The sequence below is a fragment of the Brevundimonas sp. genome (genome assembly GCF_041919755.1).
Taxonomy (GTDB): Bacteria; Pseudomonadota; Alphaproteobacteria; order Caulobacterales; family Caulobacteraceae; genus Brevundimonas.
The window spans coordinates 1-17240 of record NZ_JAYRTD010000003.1 but is presented as its reverse complement, the minus strand read 5'-3'; the positions used below and the strand labels follow the sequence as shown (position 1 = coordinate 17240).

At 62.6% G+C, this 17240-nt stretch carries 18 protein-coding genes and 1 pseudogene; 6 read left to right on the top strand and 13 right to left on the bottom strand.

What is annotated here, in order from left to right; translation table 11 throughout:
- Nucleotides 1–4 precede the first annotated feature (4 nt).
- Genes ACE3TH_RS05080 through ACE3TH_RS05070 form a run of 3 tightly spaced genes read left to right on the top strand, consistent with a single transcriptional unit; the run spans nt 5 to nt 1413 of the window.
- Nucleotides 5–346 (top strand): hypothetical protein, encoded by a 342-nt coding sequence (locus ACE3TH_RS05080; RefSeq protein ID WP_374597985.1) that lies wholly within the window; start codon nt 5–7, stop codon nt 344–346.
- Nucleotides 347–349: 3 nt separating this feature from the next.
- The gene (locus ACE3TH_RS05075; protein WP_374597983.1) at nt 350–1129 is read left to right on the top strand and encodes a hypothetical protein; all 780 of its coding nucleotides are present in this window, start codon (nt 350–352) and stop codon (nt 1127–1129) included.
- 2 nt (nt 1130–1131) lie between these two features.
- The gene (locus tag ACE3TH_RS05070) at nt 1132–1413 is read left to right on the top strand and encodes a hypothetical protein (RefSeq protein WP_374597981.1); all 282 of its coding nucleotides are present in this window, start codon (nt 1132–1134) and stop codon (nt 1411–1413) included.
- Nucleotides 1414–1497: 84 nt separating this feature from the next.
- Here ACE3TH_RS05070 and ACE3TH_RS05065 read toward each other — a convergent pair whose 3' ends face one another.
- From ACE3TH_RS05065 to ACE3TH_RS05035, 7 genes and pseudogenes are all read right to left on the bottom strand, one after another.
- Nucleotides 1498–2193, bottom strand: a complete 696-nt coding sequence (locus ACE3TH_RS05065) for an RES family NAD+ phosphorylase (RefSeq protein WP_374597979.1) — start codon at nt 2191–2193, stop codon at nt 1498–1500.
- Nucleotides 2193–2630, bottom strand: coding sequence for an antitoxin Xre-like helix-turn-helix domain-containing protein (locus ACE3TH_RS05060; RefSeq protein WP_374597977.1), 438 nt, complete (start codon nt 2628–2630; stop codon nt 2193–2195). Before ACE3TH_RS05060 ends, ACE3TH_RS05065 begins: the two co-directional genes overlap by 1 nt.
- A gap of 568 nt (nt 2631–3198) precedes the next feature.
- Nucleotides 3199–3675 carry a hypothetical protein gene (locus ACE3TH_RS05055; protein WP_374597975.1) on the bottom strand — a complete coding sequence of 159 codons (477 nt, stop codon included), beginning with the start codon at nt 3673–3675 and terminating at the stop codon, nt 3199–3201.
- Nucleotides 3676–3958: 283 nt separating this feature from the next.
- Complete coding sequence (locus ACE3TH_RS05050; protein WP_374598588.1) at nt 3959–4279, bottom strand: hypothetical protein; 321 nt, start codon at nt 4277–4279, stop codon at nt 3959–3961.
- A 210-nt stretch (nt 4280–4489) separates the two neighbouring features.
- Nucleotides 4490–4618: pseudogene (locus tag ACE3TH_RS05045) on the bottom strand (helix-turn-helix domain-containing protein); the annotation flags it as partial.
- An 84-nt stretch (nt 4619–4702) separates the two neighbouring features.
- On the bottom strand, nt 4703–4894 hold the full coding sequence (locus ACE3TH_RS05040; RefSeq protein WP_374597973.1) for a helix-turn-helix transcriptional regulator: 192 nt from the start codon (nt 4892–4894) through the stop codon (nt 4703–4705).
- Between the two features lie 632 nt (nt 4895–5526).
- Nucleotides 5527–5757, bottom strand: coding sequence for a hypothetical protein (locus ACE3TH_RS05035; RefSeq protein WP_374597971.1), 231 nt, complete (start codon nt 5755–5757; stop codon nt 5527–5529).
- A gap of 313 nt (nt 5758–6070) precedes the next feature.
- Between ACE3TH_RS05035 and ACE3TH_RS05030 the strand changes: the two genes are divergently transcribed.
- Both ACE3TH_RS05030 and ACE3TH_RS05025 read left to right on the top strand, forming a co-directional pair.
- Nucleotides 6071–6523, top strand: a complete 453-nt coding sequence (locus tag ACE3TH_RS05030; RefSeq protein WP_374597969.1) for a hypothetical protein — start codon at nt 6071–6073, stop codon at nt 6521–6523.
- Between the two features lie 134 nt (nt 6524–6657).
- Complete coding sequence (locus ACE3TH_RS05025; RefSeq protein WP_374597967.1) at nt 6658–11145, top strand: polymorphic toxin-type HINT domain-containing protein; 4488 nt, start codon at nt 6658–6660, stop codon at nt 11143–11145.
- 613 nt (nt 11146–11758) lie between these two features.
- On the opposite strand, the gene ACE3TH_RS05020 is transcribed toward ACE3TH_RS05025, so the two are convergent.
- The 6 genes from ACE3TH_RS05020 to ACE3TH_RS04995 form a co-directional block, all read right to left on the bottom strand.
- Nucleotides 11759–12520 carry a hypothetical protein gene (locus tag ACE3TH_RS05020; protein WP_374597966.1) on the bottom strand — a complete coding sequence of 254 codons (762 nt, stop codon included), beginning with the start codon at nt 12518–12520 and terminating at the stop codon, nt 11759–11761.
- A gap of 81 nt (nt 12521–12601) precedes the next feature.
- Nucleotides 12602–12838, bottom strand: coding sequence for a hypothetical protein (locus ACE3TH_RS05015; protein ID WP_374597964.1), 237 nt, complete (start codon nt 12836–12838; stop codon nt 12602–12604).
- A 151-nt stretch (nt 12839–12989) separates the two neighbouring features.
- On the bottom strand, nt 12990–13199 hold the full coding sequence (locus tag ACE3TH_RS05010) for a helix-turn-helix transcriptional regulator (protein ID WP_374597962.1): 210 nt from the start codon (nt 13197–13199) through the stop codon (nt 12990–12992).
- 57 nt (nt 13200–13256) lie between these two features.
- A complete protein-coding gene (locus ACE3TH_RS05005; RefSeq protein WP_374597960.1) occupies nt 13257–13922 on the bottom strand; it encodes a hypothetical protein in 666 nt (221 codons plus the stop codon).
- Nucleotides 13919–15262 (bottom strand): tyrosine-type recombinase/integrase, encoded by a 1344-nt coding sequence (locus ACE3TH_RS05000; RefSeq protein WP_374597958.1) that lies wholly within the window; start codon nt 15260–15262, stop codon nt 13919–13921. The genes ACE3TH_RS05005 and ACE3TH_RS05000 overlap by 4 nt, the downstream gene beginning before the upstream one ends.
- Nucleotides 15263–15583: 321 nt before the next feature.
- A complete protein-coding gene (locus tag ACE3TH_RS04995; RefSeq protein ID WP_374597956.1) occupies nt 15584–16681 on the bottom strand; it encodes a phytase in 1098 nt (365 codons plus the stop codon).
- A 257-nt stretch (nt 16682–16938) separates the two neighbouring features.
- Here ACE3TH_RS04995 and ACE3TH_RS04990 point away from each other — a divergent pair, with 257 nt between their 5' ends.
- Nucleotides 16939–17127 (top strand): hypothetical protein, encoded by a 189-nt coding sequence (locus ACE3TH_RS04990; protein ID WP_374597954.1) that lies wholly within the window; start codon nt 16939–16941, stop codon nt 17125–17127.
- Nucleotides 17128–17240 lie beyond the last annotated feature (113 nt).

Genomic DNA, 17240 nt, shown 5'->3' with positions numbered 1-17240 from the left:
CGCCATGCTTATGACCATCATGGCCGCGCTTGCGATGCAGGCCGCGCCAGCCGAGGACACCAGCGATTTGCACGGTCGTTGCCTGTGGGACAACGCCCGCGACTTCGAGCCTTCTGGTGAGCCTGTGCCGGGGGTCGTGCAAGCCGCGTTGTCAGCATGCAGGGCGCTGGAGATCGAAGCTCGGCCCGGGACGCGCCTGGCGTCGCTCAGTCCTGAAGGCCAGCAGCGAGTTCTGGGAGCACTAGAGGCGCTCGTTCGTGAAGATCTAGAACTTTACGTGATGCGCATCCGCGCCTGTCGGAACACGACAGGCTGCGACGTGGATGCTGCGAAGGCGGCGCGCTGAGCCTTGACTGACGACATCCACCCTCGGCTCCAGAAGCACGCATCTGACTATGCAGCAGAGACGCTGACGGCCATCACCTCACCGCTCGACCTACTATTCCCAGGTTCGTCAAAGATAGTGGACTTCTTCATCGACCAGGCGCTGCCTCGCCGCGAAGAACGCTTTGCCCAGTTCATGACTGACCTATCGCGCCGTCTTCGTGCCTTGGAGGAGCGCCTAGGCGCGGGCGTATTCGGGGCGTGGGACGCTGAGAAGCAAGCACTGTTCGAAGAGGGCGCGCGTCTAGCGGTTAAAGCCACCAGCCAGGAGCGGATCGATCAGCTAGCAAAGATAGTCTCTGAGGGGCTGACAGAAGACGAACTGCGAGCGGCGAAGAGCCGCCACCTGCTAGACCTTGTAGGCCATCTGACTGACCTGGATGTGCTCGTGCTCACGTCACACACCAGACGCGGCTGGGAGCATGAATGGAGGGCGGCTAACGCGGACGCCCTTGGCATACGAGAGCCACGACTTTCAAGTGATGCTACGATCGAGGAACGGCTTGAAGACGACGCCAAACGACGCGAGCAGTCGGTTGAGCGCGCGGTACAAAGCCGGCGACTGATCAGTCTAGGGCTGATCGAACGGCCCGAGCAGCACTACATCGACACATCGAGAACTCTGTCAGGCCCTGGTGCCGTGATCAAAAAGACCGACTCCGAGAGACTCACGGACCTCGGCGAAGCCGTCCTCATCAAACTGGGGGTGATTGAAGGGCGGCTTCCCTGGATCAGAGACATCTGATCATGGCGGATTCTATCGACGCATTGCCGTTTCGGCTGACGACCAGCCAGGTCGTCGAACTCGCTGGCTACTCTGCCCGCACGCTGCATAGGCGTATCGCCAGTGGGAAGCTCGACCTGCAGCCATGCGACCGTGGTGTGGAGAACCTTTATGCCCGCCAAGATGTTGTTCGTGCGCTGCGGCTCGAGGTCCGAGAGCCAGAGCCGACCCCATTCCAGAAATCTCGTGTGCCGGTGGATGCTATTCGAGCGGCACAGGCGGCTAGTCGAAATAAACGCCGCTGAGCGGCCTTCCATCCCCTCGGGTGTCGTGACCCCGGAAACCGAAACGCACAGGCTCACGCGCGATTTGCACTGGGCTAGCGTCGATCAGGCAGCCTTTGCGACCGGCTGGACTATCGGAACCGCGTCTCCTGTCCAGATCATTTCCCAGACATCGCCTTGGGCAACCGACTGAACGGCATGGGGTGACAGAGCAGCGAAGCACGTCCCCCCCTTGTGACGGATCGAAGGGTACATGATCAGGTTCAAGCCGTGCGCACGCGCCGCATCCGCGACGGCATTGCCTACAGGGTAGCCAATCGCTGGATCGGGATGCAGACACTCGTGATCGTTGGCAGCAGTGAGATCAAGGAAGTCGCCAGCAAAGCTTGCGTGCATCTCAGCGTATTCGATGCGCGTCCTGAACTCGTTGATGTTTTCCAGTTCCTGGGTGATGTGGAACTTGATCTCTTCGAGGCAGGTCCGGACGTCGAGAGCAGCGTACCAAGCGCCGCGGGCGTCACCGTTGAAACGATTGAGCTGGTTCGGGCGCGGATACGCAAAGCTGGCATTGATAAATGCAGCATGCTGGACGCCATAGACGAACTCGTTCTTGTCAATGCCAACAGTGCCGCGCCATTGACCGTTGAGGCGGCCGCTAGTGGCTCCTTCCAACTCGTGAAGGGCATCCATCATTTCGGGAGGCACCAAGTCTTCCAGGACAGGAGGACGCAGACGAGCGCTACTCACGAGCCTGACGGTTCTCTCGAATGCCTTACGTACAATCGGGAGCCCGTCGATCATCACATGCCCCCTCGGAGTGCATCTACGTGGCGACGCACTTCAAGCATCCTCGGAATCCCTCCGTCTACCATAGCGGCCACTGGCGATAGCCCTCCGAAGATAGCCCCCTTATTGGCCATCTGCGGCCAACGGTCGGCGAGGTCGTCAGCAAACAAGAGTCGCAGACCCTTCAAGATACCCACCAATGCAGACACCCGCGTCAGCTGGTCCTGGTTCATTCTTGTGCCGGCTTCTCCACGGCGCATGCGCTCCCACGTGCTTGGCGAAACAGCCAGCAAGGCGGCGGCCTGAGGGGCGGACAGGCCCCATATAGTTACAAGCGAGCGGAAGGCCGTCAGAGCGACACTGCTCAAGCGGGCACGGTCGGCTTCGTCCGCAAAGGTTTGCGGACTGACTGGAGGCAGTCGCCGAAATGGCAGTGGCTGTGCGGTATGCATGGTCGTCCCTTACTCAAACTTCCGTCAAATGACAGGCGGTGTCAACGTCAAATGGTGATAAAGGTTCGTTACGTCAGAAACGGTCGTAGGTCGGTTTCTCGTCGTCGCGCGGCCGCAAGTTCCTTCAAAAGACGTGCTGCATCCTTCCTGACAGCGGCCATTTCATCGTCATCAGACAAGTCGCCACGTCGCGTCCCACTGCATGGCAGTGGGCGAGCAGCAGGCCACCCCTCTGGCCGCAGCCGCTTGGGAACTTCGAAAAGAATCCGGCATGTGCCGTCGGCCCGGGGGCGCAAGACGACATAGGGAAGGTTCCGCACTGGCTCCGGCACGCCCGGCTGCTCACGCCTCGGCTTATCCCTGATCCTGACGTCGGTTGCGCCGTTGCAGGGGCGGACGGTGACGCCGCGGCCCGCGAACGCCTTGCGAAGACGCAGTGCCGTGGCAGCCGACACCGGCTCGCCCGCCTCTGCCTTCAGCACAGTGGCCAGGGCGACACCGGCGGCGGCCGCACAGTCCCGCATGGACCATCCCAGCGCCCCTCGCATGGCCCTGAGGATAGGCGGCGTCAGCATGTGCCTCCCCCGTGCATCAACGCTGCGCGGACACGGCCGGTCTCGATAGTGATGGCGACGCGCTCCAATAGCGAAGCCGTCCAGTCCCGCACGAACAGCACGCTGGCCTGGTCCTCGGGCGTGGGCTCCAGCTCCGGCTTCACCGCATGCACGAGGTTGTCGATAGCAAGACGCAGCGTATCTGGCTCCAGCGACAGATTGGCCCCCAGTGCTGCCCCCATCGTGGTGATGACATAGTCCAAGATCAGGCGCGTTTCGGCTGCTGACTGGCGTTGCACCGCCTTGATGGCCTCTATCTCGTCGGCCAGGCTCAGTGTCTGAAATTGCTCCGGCTCCAGTGCGTCGTGCGCTTCCAGCTTGCGGTCAATGTCCTCGACGCCTGCCTTATCGCCAGCGACGAGCGCCAGTCCTCGCAGGATCATCAGTGTCGAGCGGTCGAACATCCGTTCAGGTGTGTCGGTGGTCATCATGGGCTCCGGACGTGGGTTCTGCCGTCAGTGCATTGGGGGTCGCGCGCGTGCGTGCGCGAGCTGATGCGGGTTCAGGCCTCATCGTCGTCCCCTCGCACGCGCGAACCGGGTGGCTGGAGGTCTGGACGATTGGCCAGCAGCGCCGCGATCTCAGCCTTGGTGAGCCGCTTCATTGGCGCACGCTTGATGTGTGACCACGGACCGGCGACCTGGGGCTTGTGTGGTGACGCCTGCTCTCTCGCCCGGCCTTTGTTCTGGACACGGCTCCACTGCATTCGGCCTGTCATGCGTTTCTCCTGATACCCGCGATCCGTGACGCGCTGGGTGGCTTGCCCAACTTCGCGCGCTCGAGGTCGATGGCCTTGATGACCCACGCCACCCAAGCGCCATCCTCATTCTTGATCTGGCGTCCGGTTCGCTGGGCGTGCTCGGCAAAGCCGAGCCAGAGCGCCTCGATAGTCGGGCCGCCGTTGCCATAGAGATTGTACTCGCGGAGCAACTCCGACGCCGTGCGGACCTGCTCTCCACTCGGCAGGTTCGCAAGGACCGACGGTCTGCCTCCAGAAACCTGAAGCGAAGCGCCTTCGCGTGGGGTGTTAAGCATGGCGTGTTCGGATTGGAGTGTTACCCCGCCAGATGCTGGCGGTAGTGAAGGCCGAAAGCTGGCGGTAGTGCGCTGAAATCTGGCGGTAGTGGACGGCTCACTACCGCTGACATCTGGCGCTAGTGGATTGTCTGTGCGGGGTGTGAGCCTGATCTCGTCGGCGAGACGTCGGCCCTGTTCGCCACGTGCCTTCCGCTGGATGAAGCCGGAAGCCTCCAGTCTGGCCAGAGCAGCGCGAACTGTGGACACGCCCTTCTCGGTGTGCCGAGCCAGCGTTTCCTGGCCGACTGTGCAGCTACCAGTCGTCCAGTCCGCGTACGTGGCCAAGGCGTTCAGCACTGCCTTTGCGGACGCGTCGCCGACCTCCTGGGTTCGGGCCCATTGGACATACCGCCATCCATTCTGCTTTGGCGGACTCACGCGTCACCGTTCAGCGGCTTGGCGGTCGGCGTCCATAAAGGCGCGAAGATCAGACAGGCGGTAAGCGATGGCGCGACCGTTGATCCGAGAGAATATCGGGCCTCGCCGACGGCTGCGCCATGTGCGCAAGGTCTGGGAGGAAAAGCCGGTAAATGCGGCCGCTTCTGCCGTGTTCATATAGCGATCTTCGGTCATGCGAGCTCCGTCCCGTCGGTCGCTCACACGCTCTCACCGCCGCCCTGTAGCAACAATGCACTCACCTCGACGCAGCGAGTTGGGGTCGCGATTTGCCCGGCAGGCCCACCTCGGATTGATTGGCGTTGCCGGTCGTGAAGCCGTGCGAGCATCCTCCTCCAACCAAAGGAGAAGACATGTCGAGTCCAGCCTTTCGCTACGATTGCGACCTGTGCGGGCAGCCGTTTCGATTCGGGCCCCACATCTACCGAGGCCGGCCTATTCCAAGCTGGGGCAAGGTGATGATTTGCAGCCCCTGCGAGGACAGCAACTGGGACGGCATCGTGCCCCAGTCGCATCCTCGCTTCATGGCGCTGCTAATTGAGCGGGGCGTGGCCGTCCAACTGAATGACGATGGGTGGCTTCCCATCCCGCCACGTGGTTCGCAGTGAGGCGTTTGAGCCCGTCGTTCCCTCACTGGGGCTGCGGGCTTTTCTGCTGAAGCGGCGGCCCGGCTTGCGCAAAGGGGGGCTATGCCGGACCGGGCCGCCTGACCGCGCTCGACGAACGGCCAATTAGATAGCACTACCTCTGTCCGTGCGGGTCAATGCGGCCTTACAGCCCGCGGTCGGTTCGGACCGCGTAAATTGCTATCAGGGCACTGACGGTCGCGAACGGTCGGCTTCACGGGTCTGGTCTGCCTTGGCCTGAGCGGCGTCCATCTGCGTCAAGACAACTTCGGCTTCTGTCGCGCGCCGCCCGGTTTCGTCGGGCCGGATAAAAGCGAACGCCAGAAGAGCCACGACCAAAAACGCGAGTGAGCCTACGATAATCCGTCCCATCCATGGGTTGGGGTAGTGGGGATCGTGCTTTTTGCTGGGCATTTGAATGCTCCTTTCGGAGCCAAACGCGCGGTGGTGACAAAAGCATCCCGACCTATTGAACTATCGGGTGGCCCGGCCTGTCTCCGGTTCGCCGGGACGAGTTTTCTGCTGGCATCGTCTTATGGAGAACGGATACGTCCGTTTCTGACGTCACAATCCCTTAGCTTGACTCATTCGCCTTTCCGGCGAACGTTGAGATGCGGGGGCAATCATGAAGCGAAGACTATTAGCGGCGTTGGGCGTCTGTCTGGCCTCAGCCAGTACGGCACATGCGCAGGACGCACAGACCTATCGCTATGACGGCAATGGTCGATTGATCGCCAGCACCCTGGCGCGGACCGGCGACGGAGTCATGACAGCCTACGCGCTTGATGCGGCCGACAACCGTCTGGGGATGTCAGGTGTCACCGTCAGTCCGCCTCCGACTGTAAACGCTCTCAGCTTTCCCTATACCCTGCTGCCATCGCAGAAGCTCACTTCCTTGAATGGCCTTTACAGCCTGAACTTCGAGACCAGCGGCAATCTTGTCGTGTCGGGAAGCGGCGGTCCTCTGTGGAACAGCTGCACCGGCCAAGGACGGGCCACTTACCTGCGCGTTCTCAACGACGGCAATCTGGTTTTGCACGGCACAGACTTCGCGCCGATCTGGAGCACCAACACGGGCGGGAATCCCGGTGCGGTCCTGACCCTGCGCAACGACGGTGTGGCCGAAATTAAGGACGCGGATGGCGTCAGCCTGTGGATCTCGGTGACCCCATGCGCCTGAGGCTCATTGAGACGATAAGGGCCGCGCTAATGGCCTGCACCCTCGGAGCGCTAGGTCTGGCCTGTGCTCCGAGCTCCGCCCTCGCACAAAGCCAGCCGATCCCCCCGGAGCACTACACCTTGGATCCGAGGGGCGTGGACTTGGTCAGCGGCACCTTCAACTACGGCGCTACCGAGGTGACAATCGGCCAACCTGGCGCGGGCGGGCTCAGTTATGGCCGGGTCTATACCAATGACGGGTGGCGAGACAGTCTGGTCGGGTCGATCTCGGCTGCCGGGTCCGAGATGATGATCAGCGTCGGGCCGGTGTCCGAGCCGTTCGTGCTCAGCGGGAGCCAGTGGGTTTCCAAATACGCCAACGGCTCGACACTGGTGTGGTCTGGATCGACTGGTACGCTTACAGACAGTGTCGGCAATCAGGCGACCTTCGACGCTGTTATCGGAGGTATGACCAATAGCTACAGCGCCAACTCAGGACTGGGCACGAGCTACACGACGCCCGACGGCGCAGTCGTCACCTACCACTGGAAGCAGAGCTGCGTAGAGACGCCGTGTCTGGACGGGTCGGTACGCCTGCAATCGGTGACCAGCAACTACGGCTATATGATCAAGTATGCTTACTGGTCCGATGATCCAGCAAACGCCAACTGGCTGAAGACCAAGTCGGTCACCGGGATCAATTTAGCCGTCGACTATTGCGACCCGATGGCCGACGCCTGCCCCACCTTCAGCCGGGTCTGGCCGAGCGTGGCCTATGACTCCAGCAGCGCATTGCCCCTGACGGCCACAGATCAGGCGGGGAACGCGACGACCTATAGCTACTCGGGTGGTGGCCTGGCATCAATCCGCTATCCGGGCGCGACCTCGGATGACGTGGTTGTCGCGTACAACCCCTCGCCCGACTTCCGCGTCAATGCTGTCACCGACGCCTCCGGCAGCTGGACGTACGGTTGGTCCGCCACTGGCGCGACCCAGACCACGACTGTCGAAGGGCCACTGGGCCAGGGGCTGACGGTCCAGACTGATTTGGCTCTCGGTCGCGCCACCTCGGTCACCGATGCGCTGTCGAACAGCTGGTCGTATCAGTACGATGCCGACCTGCGGCTGATACGGGTGACGCAGCCGGAGGGCGACTACACCACCTTCACCTATGACACGCGAGGTAATCCGACTGTCACCACGGCCATTCCCAAGCCCGCATCCCCTCTGTCGGCGGTCACCACCACGACCACCTATCCTACCACCTGCACCAATCCGGTGACCTGCAACCGGCCCAGTTCCACCACCGACCCGCGCGGCGGCGTCACCGACTATGTCTGGGATGCGAGCCATGGCGGCTTGCTGAGCATCACGGCCCCAGCGCCGGCGACAGGCGCGGATCGGCCCCAGACCCGCTATGCCTATGCCGCCCAAACGGCCTGGATCAAGAATAGCACCGGGGCCTTCGTGACCCAGCCGCCGGTCACCCTGCCGGTCGAGGTTTCGGCTTGCGCCACCGGCACCGCCTGCGACGCCACAGACCAGGAGGTGCTCAGCACCGTCGTCTATGGCACCTCAGGCGTGGCTAACAACCTGCTGCCAACCTCGGTCAGCCAGGGGTCAGGCACCGATCCCGCCATGCGGACGGTTCAGGCCACCTATACCCCCGACGGAGACCTCGCGACGATGGATGGGCCCCTGCCTGGCACCGATGACCGGGTCATGTACCGCTACGACACCTCGCGCCGCATGATCGGGGAGGTCGGGCCGGACCCTGACGGCACGGGCCCCCTGGCCAACCGGGCCCAACGGATGACCTACGACGCCCGTGGCCTGGTCACCCTGGCCGAGACGGGCACGACGACGGGCTATTCCGATCCCGCCTGGGCGGCCTTCAACCCCATATTGAAAAGCCAGACCGTCTATGACGACTTCGGTCGCCCGACCGAGGGGCGTCAGCTGTCTGCGGCCGGAGCCGCCTCGGGCGTACAGCAGGTCACCTATGACGCTGCCGGTCGCGCGTCCTGCGTGGCCACGCGAATGAACCCGGCCACCTTCGGCACCCTGCCGGCTTCGGCGTGTACCCTGGGCGCGACCGGCGGCTTCGGCCCTGATCGCATCTCGCGTATCCAGTACGATGCCTTGGGCCGTCCGTTTGCCACCACCTCGGCCTATGGCCTGCCGGAGGGCATCACCGAGACGGTCAGCTATACGCCCAACGGCTTTCCGGCCAGTCTGACGGACGGTCGGGGCAATGTGTCCATCATGGTCTATGACGGCCTGGATCGGCTGTCGCGGCTGCGCTATCCGAACGCCACGGGCGGCGGTACCTCGACGACGGACTATGAGGCCTGGACCTATGATGTAGCAGGCCTGCCTCAGACGGCACGGGACCGGTCGGGCACGATCCACAGCTATACCTGGGATGCGCTGGGCCGGCTGACTGACAGCAGTTCGCCGGGCACCACGGCGGGCTATGACAATCTGGGCCGCACGGTCTCGATCACCTCGACGCCGGTGTCCTCGCCCGCCTCCATCACCGTCAACACCGCTTATGATGCCCTGTCCCAGCCGATCAGCGAGAGTTCCAGCGGGATCGGGGCGATGACCTATCAATACGACCCCGCCGGTCGGATGACGCGGATCACCTGGGCGGATGCCTTCTACGTCGCCTATGACCATGACCTGACGGGGGCGGTGACGGCGGTGCGGGCCAATGGGGCGACGGCCGGGTCGGGCGTGCTGGCCACCTATGGCTACAGCGACCTGGGTCAGCTGACGGGGGTTACGCGCGGCAATGGGGCGGGCAGCGTCTATGGCTATGACGCCCATGCCCGACTGACATCGCTGGCCCACAACCCCGCCGGCACCGCCGCCGACCTGACGCTGGGCTTCGGCTACAATCCGGCGGGCCAGATCGCGACACGCACGGTCGGCAATCCGGCCTATGCCTATGCCTCGACCGGCGGTCAGGACAACGGCCGCAACGGCCTGAACCAGCTGACGGCGATCAACAGCGCTCCGGTCTCATACGATGCCGACGGCAATACCACGGGAATAACCACGGCGACCGGCACCAGCACCTATGCCTACGACCCCGCCAATCGCCTGACCGGCGCGACGGCGGCGGGTGGACCCGGAGCCTCCAGCTTCACTTTCGACCCGCTGAACCGGCTGGCCACCACCACGACCGGCACGGCCTCGACCCGGTTCCAGTATGCGGGCGTTCAGCTAGCCGCCGAATACGACGGCTCCGGCACCCTGACGCGCCGCCACATCCCGGGCCTGGGCCTGGACGGCGTGGTCGCCAGCTATATGGGCTCCGGCACCACGGCCCCCAGCTGGCTGATGGCCGACGAGCGCGGCTCGGTCATCGCCCTGACCGACGGTTCAGGCACCGCCACCGCCATCAACCGCTACGACGACTATGGAGTCCCAGCCCCCGGTAACGCGGGCCGGTTCCAGTACACCGGCCAGGCCTGGCTGGCCGAGGCCCAGGCCTACCACTACCGGGCACGGACCTACCTGCCGCAGACGGGGCGATTCCTGCAGACGGACCCGATCGGGTATCAGGCGGGGATGAACCTGTATGGGTATGTGGGTCAGGATCCAGTGAACTGGGTGGATCCGATGGGGCTTGAGCAAATCCGCCGGTGGTTCATTTGTAACGACCCCGCCGTGAATCCAGAGACGGGTCAAGTCGTAGGAGGGGTCAACGCTCCAGGCATCGGACAGTGCAGAAGATTTACCGTACGTTATACAAATGTTGGTGTTCCGACAGGGGGCATTTCAGGCTTTTCGGGTGACCGCCGGGACAGCATCTACTCTGGATTAGCCGGATGGGGCGAAGGCGGCGACTCTCGCAATACCGCCGAATATCGAGCCTGGAACGGAGCTTATCAGCAAGAGTCTGTTGAGAACAGTTGGATGTTGGGCCCTATCATCGCGCCTTATGCAGCTGTTGCGTTGCCAGGTGCCATTCCTGCGGCCTCTCGACTTTGCAACTGCTTCGAGGCTGGCACACCCGTATCGACAGCATCAGGTCGAATCGAAATCGAAAACATTCGCGTCGGCGACCTCGTACTTTCACGCAGCGAAGCCACAGGCGAAACAGCCTACAAACCCGTCGTTGCCCTCATCCCAGGGGCGGAGCGTCAAATCTGGGAGGTAACCGTCGAAACCGTCGACGCGACCGGAGCCATTCGTCGAGAAACCTTAGGAACCACCGACGAACACCCCTGGCGTTTGGTCGGTGGTACATGGACCGAGACGGCAGAGCTCGAACCCGGATCAGAAATCGTCACCGCCGATGGACGAAGCTCGGTTATCGTTTCGGTCGAGCGCACGGAGAGGATCGAGCGAACTTACAACTTCGAGGTTGAGGGTTTCCACACGTATTTTGTGGGTGAGAGCGGGCTGTGGGTGCATAACTCATGTGACAAAACGATCACTGGCCTGTTCAAGCAACTTCAGCTGCACTATCGGAAGCTGGACAACTTTAGGGCTAACCCTACCGTCCACCCCGCGATGAGAAATATGCCGCAAGAAGCTATCCGAGCACAGCAGGCGCGCCGGATCGAATTGTTGCAGGGTCAAATCCGAGGCTTTCAAAATGAGATTATCAAGCGAATGCTGAGGTGGTGATATGGCTGACTTTGAGAAAATCAAACTTCTGACCATTCAAGACCTAGTCCAAGGAGGCTTGGATTATCTAACCTGTCTAATATTCGACCAAGACATTTTCGCTAAACTAAAAAGCATGTTAGCGAAACTGATATCGGAAGATCGAGTTTGGCATCTGATAGTTGTCGGAGATCAATCCTCAAATATTGAAGACGAAATTGACGATCTTATTGTGTCCATAACATCGCGGCTGGTGATGACTAGTAGTGTGGAGATTTACGATTTTGAGGAACTATTTTCGCTAGCGACAATGACGTCGGGGGAGAGCGTGCAGCCTAGCATTGCTTACGTTTATGACGATGCTCAGCCAAGACTTCGGAAAATCGCGAATAGTCTGGCTCTGGAAGCCCGCAGCCTTACCTAACTGTCGTCCTGTGATCCTGATGAACCGTTCACTCGCCAGGGCCCTGCGCTGTCGGCATGCTTGATCAAAGCAGCGAGGAGCGCACGGATTGAATGGCTGGATGAGTTTGGCACAAGCAAAACTGCCAGCGAAAGAATATGCGCTGCCGGAAATACGCTGGTGATGAGGCATGCTTGGTCCGGGTCTTCACTGAAAGTGACGCGCCCCAAGTCATGCAACTAGATCCGGCTCTAGGCCATCGATCGCTGCCTCGATCCATCGCCTCCACGCTGCTCGCCAATCCAGACAGCGCCGATCTTTCAACATGGCGTGCGTGAAGAACCGATGGCGTTCCTCGCCAATGTCTGCGTCGGAGTTTTCACTGGCCACGATCAGCCGAGCCTCCTTCATTGCCAGAGCATCTGGGAAGCCATCAGGGATCACCGAACCCTCGGAAAGCCATGTTGCGCCAGACTTCTGGCGCTGACTTTCTTCAATGGGTTTACTCAGTGGGTTATGGCTCAACGGCTGTTGGGGGTTTTGGCAATGGCCATTGGGGGTTTCCGCCACAGCCATTGGGGGTTTTGCTGCGAGATCGCCCAAACCCGCAACCGCCATTGGGGGTTCTTTCGCTTTGTGCACCCTGTACCAAGCTGCGAGCGGTTGACTGCCGTCTGAACCAATCAGGTAGTAGCGGTTGTGATGCGTCCGGCCCCAGGCACCGGTAGGCGCAACAACCCGAAGGCGGCCAGCGGCGACCAACTGCTTGATAGCGCCACTCACGCCAGTCTCGGTCGCTCCCAACTGACGCGCCATGTCTGCGATGCTGGGATAAGCATAGCCGTGTTTTCGGCTCAGATGCGCTGCCACCAAGACGCCTACCCTGGCCGCGAAGTGCTTCACGTCGGGGTGCAAAAGAGTCGCCTCGACCCAGGCCATGCGTTTTGCCGTGAAGTCGAAGTCTCGATCTCGCTCATCGTGTACAGCGCCCATCAATGCGCCTGACGTTGTTGGAAGCGCGTCATGATGGTGGACCTGCTAGAGCACTGGTCGCGCCCGCCTTTGCTTGGCCGGTCACGGATCAGTCCTCGCCTCACCAATGGCGATTGATTTGTAAGCCCGCACGACCTCAGCCGCCTCTAAGTCCAGCGCCTGTTCGGCGGGGTCCAGCATCCGCAGGGCCCGCGCCATCACTCGCGGGGATAGACCTGCCCTGCTGGCGTCGGCAATGGCTTCACGAACAGCGGCGGTCGCCTCTGCTTCGGCAAGCTTCGCCCGCACAATCAGGTGGGTCTGGATCGCGATCAGCATGTCGCCATCGCAACGGGCGATCTGTGGGAGGATGCCCTTGCCGGACAGGGGGACGTGGCGCGGCTTCAGCGGTAAGGATGCCACGACCCACCGCCGAGCCTGATCGAAAGGATAGCCTTGCGGAAAGCCAGCGCCAGGGCATGCAGGCGGGTCACGCTGCTTGCTCGGCAGACGTCGAAGTGGCGGACCTTGCCGCTCGCCAGGCATTAACCTCGGTGCGCGGATAGCGAACCGTCCGATGCCCATAGCGCTCAAACTTGGGGCCTCCGCCCCTGATGCGCAGCTTTGCCAGGTACGAGACGGATAGATGAAGTTCGGCAGCGAGTTGCCGGGGGGTCAGGGTTTCGTCCTGGGACGACATGGCTGGGCTCCATTCGGGTCAGTTCCTCCCGAATGTGGGCCATTCGCCCCCTACTAGTCAGCTATCTGAAGGGTCGAAAAGCTGGACCGCCGTGCCGCCCTCCATTTTTTTTGCGCGGGGCAGAACTCGGTTAGAAGCGACCAGGGCTCGTAACACTTTCAACGTGGCCGCTACGCCCGACACAGTGACTTCCGCACGCTGGCGTGCCTTCACATAGGCGATGGCGATCTCAGAGGCGAAGATCGTCGGGTCTTTCTGCCTGCGCTCGTTCGCGAAATCGGCCAGGTCAGCATACCGGTCTGCAGCGTCTCCGGCTCGCTGGAGGTTCGCAGTTGAAAGAGCCTGATCACGTTCAGCGACATGCGCCCGCGCCTGATATTCGGCAGGCATTGCACCAGACGACATGCCGACGGTGAAAGCGATCCTGGCTGTCTCAAGCACTTCGTGACCATTGGGCAGACCAGCGACCGCTTGGGCCAACTGGAGGCGTCCCCTCAGGCCGGTGTCGTCAGGCAGGATTTCGGACATGTCGGCCAGGATCGATGCCATGAACCTATCACGCTCGGCGTCGTCATTGCTGCGGAGCGGCCCACCGATCTGCGGCAATGCCTCGCCTTCAGGCCACGATAGCAGCGAAGAGCTGAGCATAAGCGCGACGAAGCTTCCGCGACGTCGATACTCTGCATAGGCCTGCCGCGACAGGAGGTCAGGATCGGCGCTCACGCCACTTCCTCAACGTCCTGCGTTTCGGCAGGCTTCGGCTTGCGATAGCGGTCGGCAACCGTCTGCGCGGCTGCTGCGCCTGCATCGGCGCGAAGGTGTGCGTAGCGCTCTGTGGTCGATGCCCTGGCGTGACCGAGCATGCGCGAGAGGGTGTACAGCCCCGTGCCGTCAGCAACGATCTGCGAGGCGAACGTGTGCCGCAGCACATGAAAGCTGGCGTCGCTGACGCCCGCAGCCTTCAGGACTCTGTCCCATGCGGCCTTGGGCGGTGCCATCGGCTGGTCCCTGTAGATGGCCGGGCGTTTTTCGCCGTCCTTGTTTCCAGCTTTGGCGGGTGCCGCGAGGGCAGGAAACACATGGGTGAACCCGTCGCGCGTGGCTTTCAGGCGAGTGAGAATGTCGAGGGCGGCCGCTGATAGGTGAAGCGTCTTGGCCCGGGCTCGCCCACCGGACTTGTGCCTTGATGGGGCAAGCAGAAGCATGCTGCGCCGGAAATCGATCTCGGCCCACCGAAGGCCAAGGATTTCGCCGCGGCGGGCACCGGTCAGCATGAGCAGCCTGAAATAGGCCACTTGGCGGTCTGTGAGTTTGCCAATGTCCGACAGCGTGTCGATCGCTGCCCAGATGCTGGCACCCTCCTCGTCGCTGAGATACCGCTCGCGTTGACCGTCAGGAATCTTCTCGACGTTATCAGCTGGGTTGGCAGGGATCAGTTGCTGCGTGCGGGCCCAGGCCAGCATAGCTGCCACCGACCGCATCGCTCTGGCTGCCGCTCCGGGTCCGCCACGCACGTGCGTCACACCACGCAGTTTGCCGGACTTTTCACGCTTCGCCGTCGCGCCGGCCGCAACCTTCGACTGCCACTCGGCAAGATGTGCGGACGTCAGGTCGCGGGCGACACGTTGCCCGAGCAGGGGCTTGAGGTGGTGCGAGAAGTTGTAGGTATCGACCGCCCAGGACGTCGCCCGCTTGTTGGGCTTGTGCGCCGGGCCTTGGAGCAGATAGGCATCCGCCAGCTCCGCGACGGTCAACGCCAATCGGGCCTCCTGCCTGGTCGCCAGCGGATCGACCCCGCCTCCCGCCTCATGAAGGATCGTCTTCGCCCGCTCTCGAGCTTCCTCAACGGTCCAAGGGCTCCCGTGACGGCCGATGCTGATCTGCCGCTGTGTGGTGGAGCCTCGCGCCCGATAGCGCAGCTCATAGGCCTTCCTGCCGCTGGGCCGAACTCGCAGCCTGAAACCCGCCACCTCAGTGTCCCAGACGATCACATCGCCAGCAGCGTCCGGCAGCGTGGCATCGACCACCCGTTTGGTCAACTTCTTGCGGTCGGCGGTGCTCATGGCTCCCTCTGGTCATCAGATGGTCATCACGGAGAGTCCGTGTATCGGGTAAATCGGGGTCGAATGGCCTAAACGTGTCACCCCCATGGTCCCGCAGCGCGGGCCTTATGGGCTAGTATGGACACGATAAGGCCAGAATGGCGCGAGCGCCAGCGTAACCTTGCCAAGGTTGGGGTCGAGAGTTCGAATCTCTTCGCCCGCTCCAGTCGAAACGCACAAGGCCTGTCGGAAACGGCGGGCCTTTGTCGTATCTGGCGTTCAGACAACGAAAAGGCCGCCCCGCGAGAGAGCGGCCTCTCAGTATCATTCCGACGTCAGTAACTAGGTGATGCCCAGCGCCCGCTTGATCTCGCGCCAGTCGACGATCTTGTAGTTCTGCTGGCCGCGATGGGGGGCGTCGGCGTGGTCGTGGAAGGCCAGCGCGCCCTGCGGCCACGGACCGATCGGGCCGCTCCAGGCGTCCAGACCATCCGTGAAGGTCACGGCGTCCACAGCCTGCCCGCTGGTGGTGGCGACACCGTCGACGATGGTGAACCGCCCGACGTAGGCATAGGCCGTCTGAGCTCCTGTTCCGGTGACACGCCACACCGGATAGGTGCTGTCGCCCTGGCTGGAGGCGATCAGATATTTGTTCGCGCCGTCGCGCATGATGGTCAGGCCCTCGACGTCGTCGGTCAGGCGGATGCGGTCGATGGGATGGATCTCGGTCGGCGCGTTGGAGCCGGCCGGGTCGAAGTCGAAACGCCAGATGCCGACATCCTCTTCGCCGACGTACAGCAGGTCGGCGGCGTCATCCACGACGCAGCCCTCGGTCTGGCTGCCCAACTGCATCGACTTTTCGACCACGCCGACGGGGCCGTTCGGTCCGGCGGTGACGCGAATCTGCTGGATCAGGCCGGCCTTGTTGTTGGGCACGAGATAATAGGCGTCGCCTCGCTGGCCCATGCAGAAGCCGTACGGCTCGCCCATATTAGTCGGTATGAAGCCCCAGCGCCGGACTTCCAGGGTCGCCGGATCCATCAGCCAGGTCATGATGCCGAACCGGTCGCGCTCGGCCGCGGCGATCAGCACCATCGCCTTGCCGTCGACCATGAAGCCGGAGCGGACATCGACATTGTTCATCGGGCCGTCCGGGAAGAACTGACGCACGGTGCCGTCCAGATTGTGGACATACAGGCCGTCGGACTTGTCGGTCCCGAACATCACCGCCCGCGACGGATCTCGCGGATCGGCCCAGAAGGCGGGATCGTCTGCATCCACGGTCGGGTCAGTGGTGACCACGGTCTCGACCGCCGCGACGACGGGCTTGGCCGGATCGCCCGCCGCCAGAACGCCCTGGGGGATTTCCCGCTCGGCCGTGGCGCAGGCGGCCAGCAGGGCGGCGGACGCGACCAGTGTGGTCAGGGTGCGGATCGACATGGCGGCCTCTCGATAGCAGGGGATTCCAGCGTGACCGCGCAGACCACGCACGCGCGCGCCGGGTCAAGCAAGGCCCTGTGACGGTTATGGAACAGCGATATGACAACCGCTCCGTATCGGGAACAGTCGTCACGCTTGCTTCCGAAAACCGGCATGGCGGGTTCGCAAAATCGTCTTAGAGGCGTCGTCGGCACCGCTTAGCTGCGATTTCCGAACACCGGGGCCCCATGGCCGCCGGTCTTTCGGGGATGCCATCAATGAAATTCGCGCTTCTGCTGGGGGCCGCCCTGGCTCCGCTCGCCTTCGCCGGTTCGGCGCTGGCCCAGTCTGGTCCTGCCGTCGATCCGCAGTACGGTCCGGTCACGGCCCTCGACGAGGTGATCGTCACGGGCGAGCCGGTCATGCGCAACCGCACCGACGATGTGGTGCCGATGACGTGCCCCTGAGTTTTCATCCAGCGGCGACCAGAGTCCTTGGGTTAGTTACGCCTCGCAGCGTGGGGTGAGCAACAGGCCGGGCCGCGCAGCTTTCATCCTGCGCAGCGGGTCGGCCTGTTGCG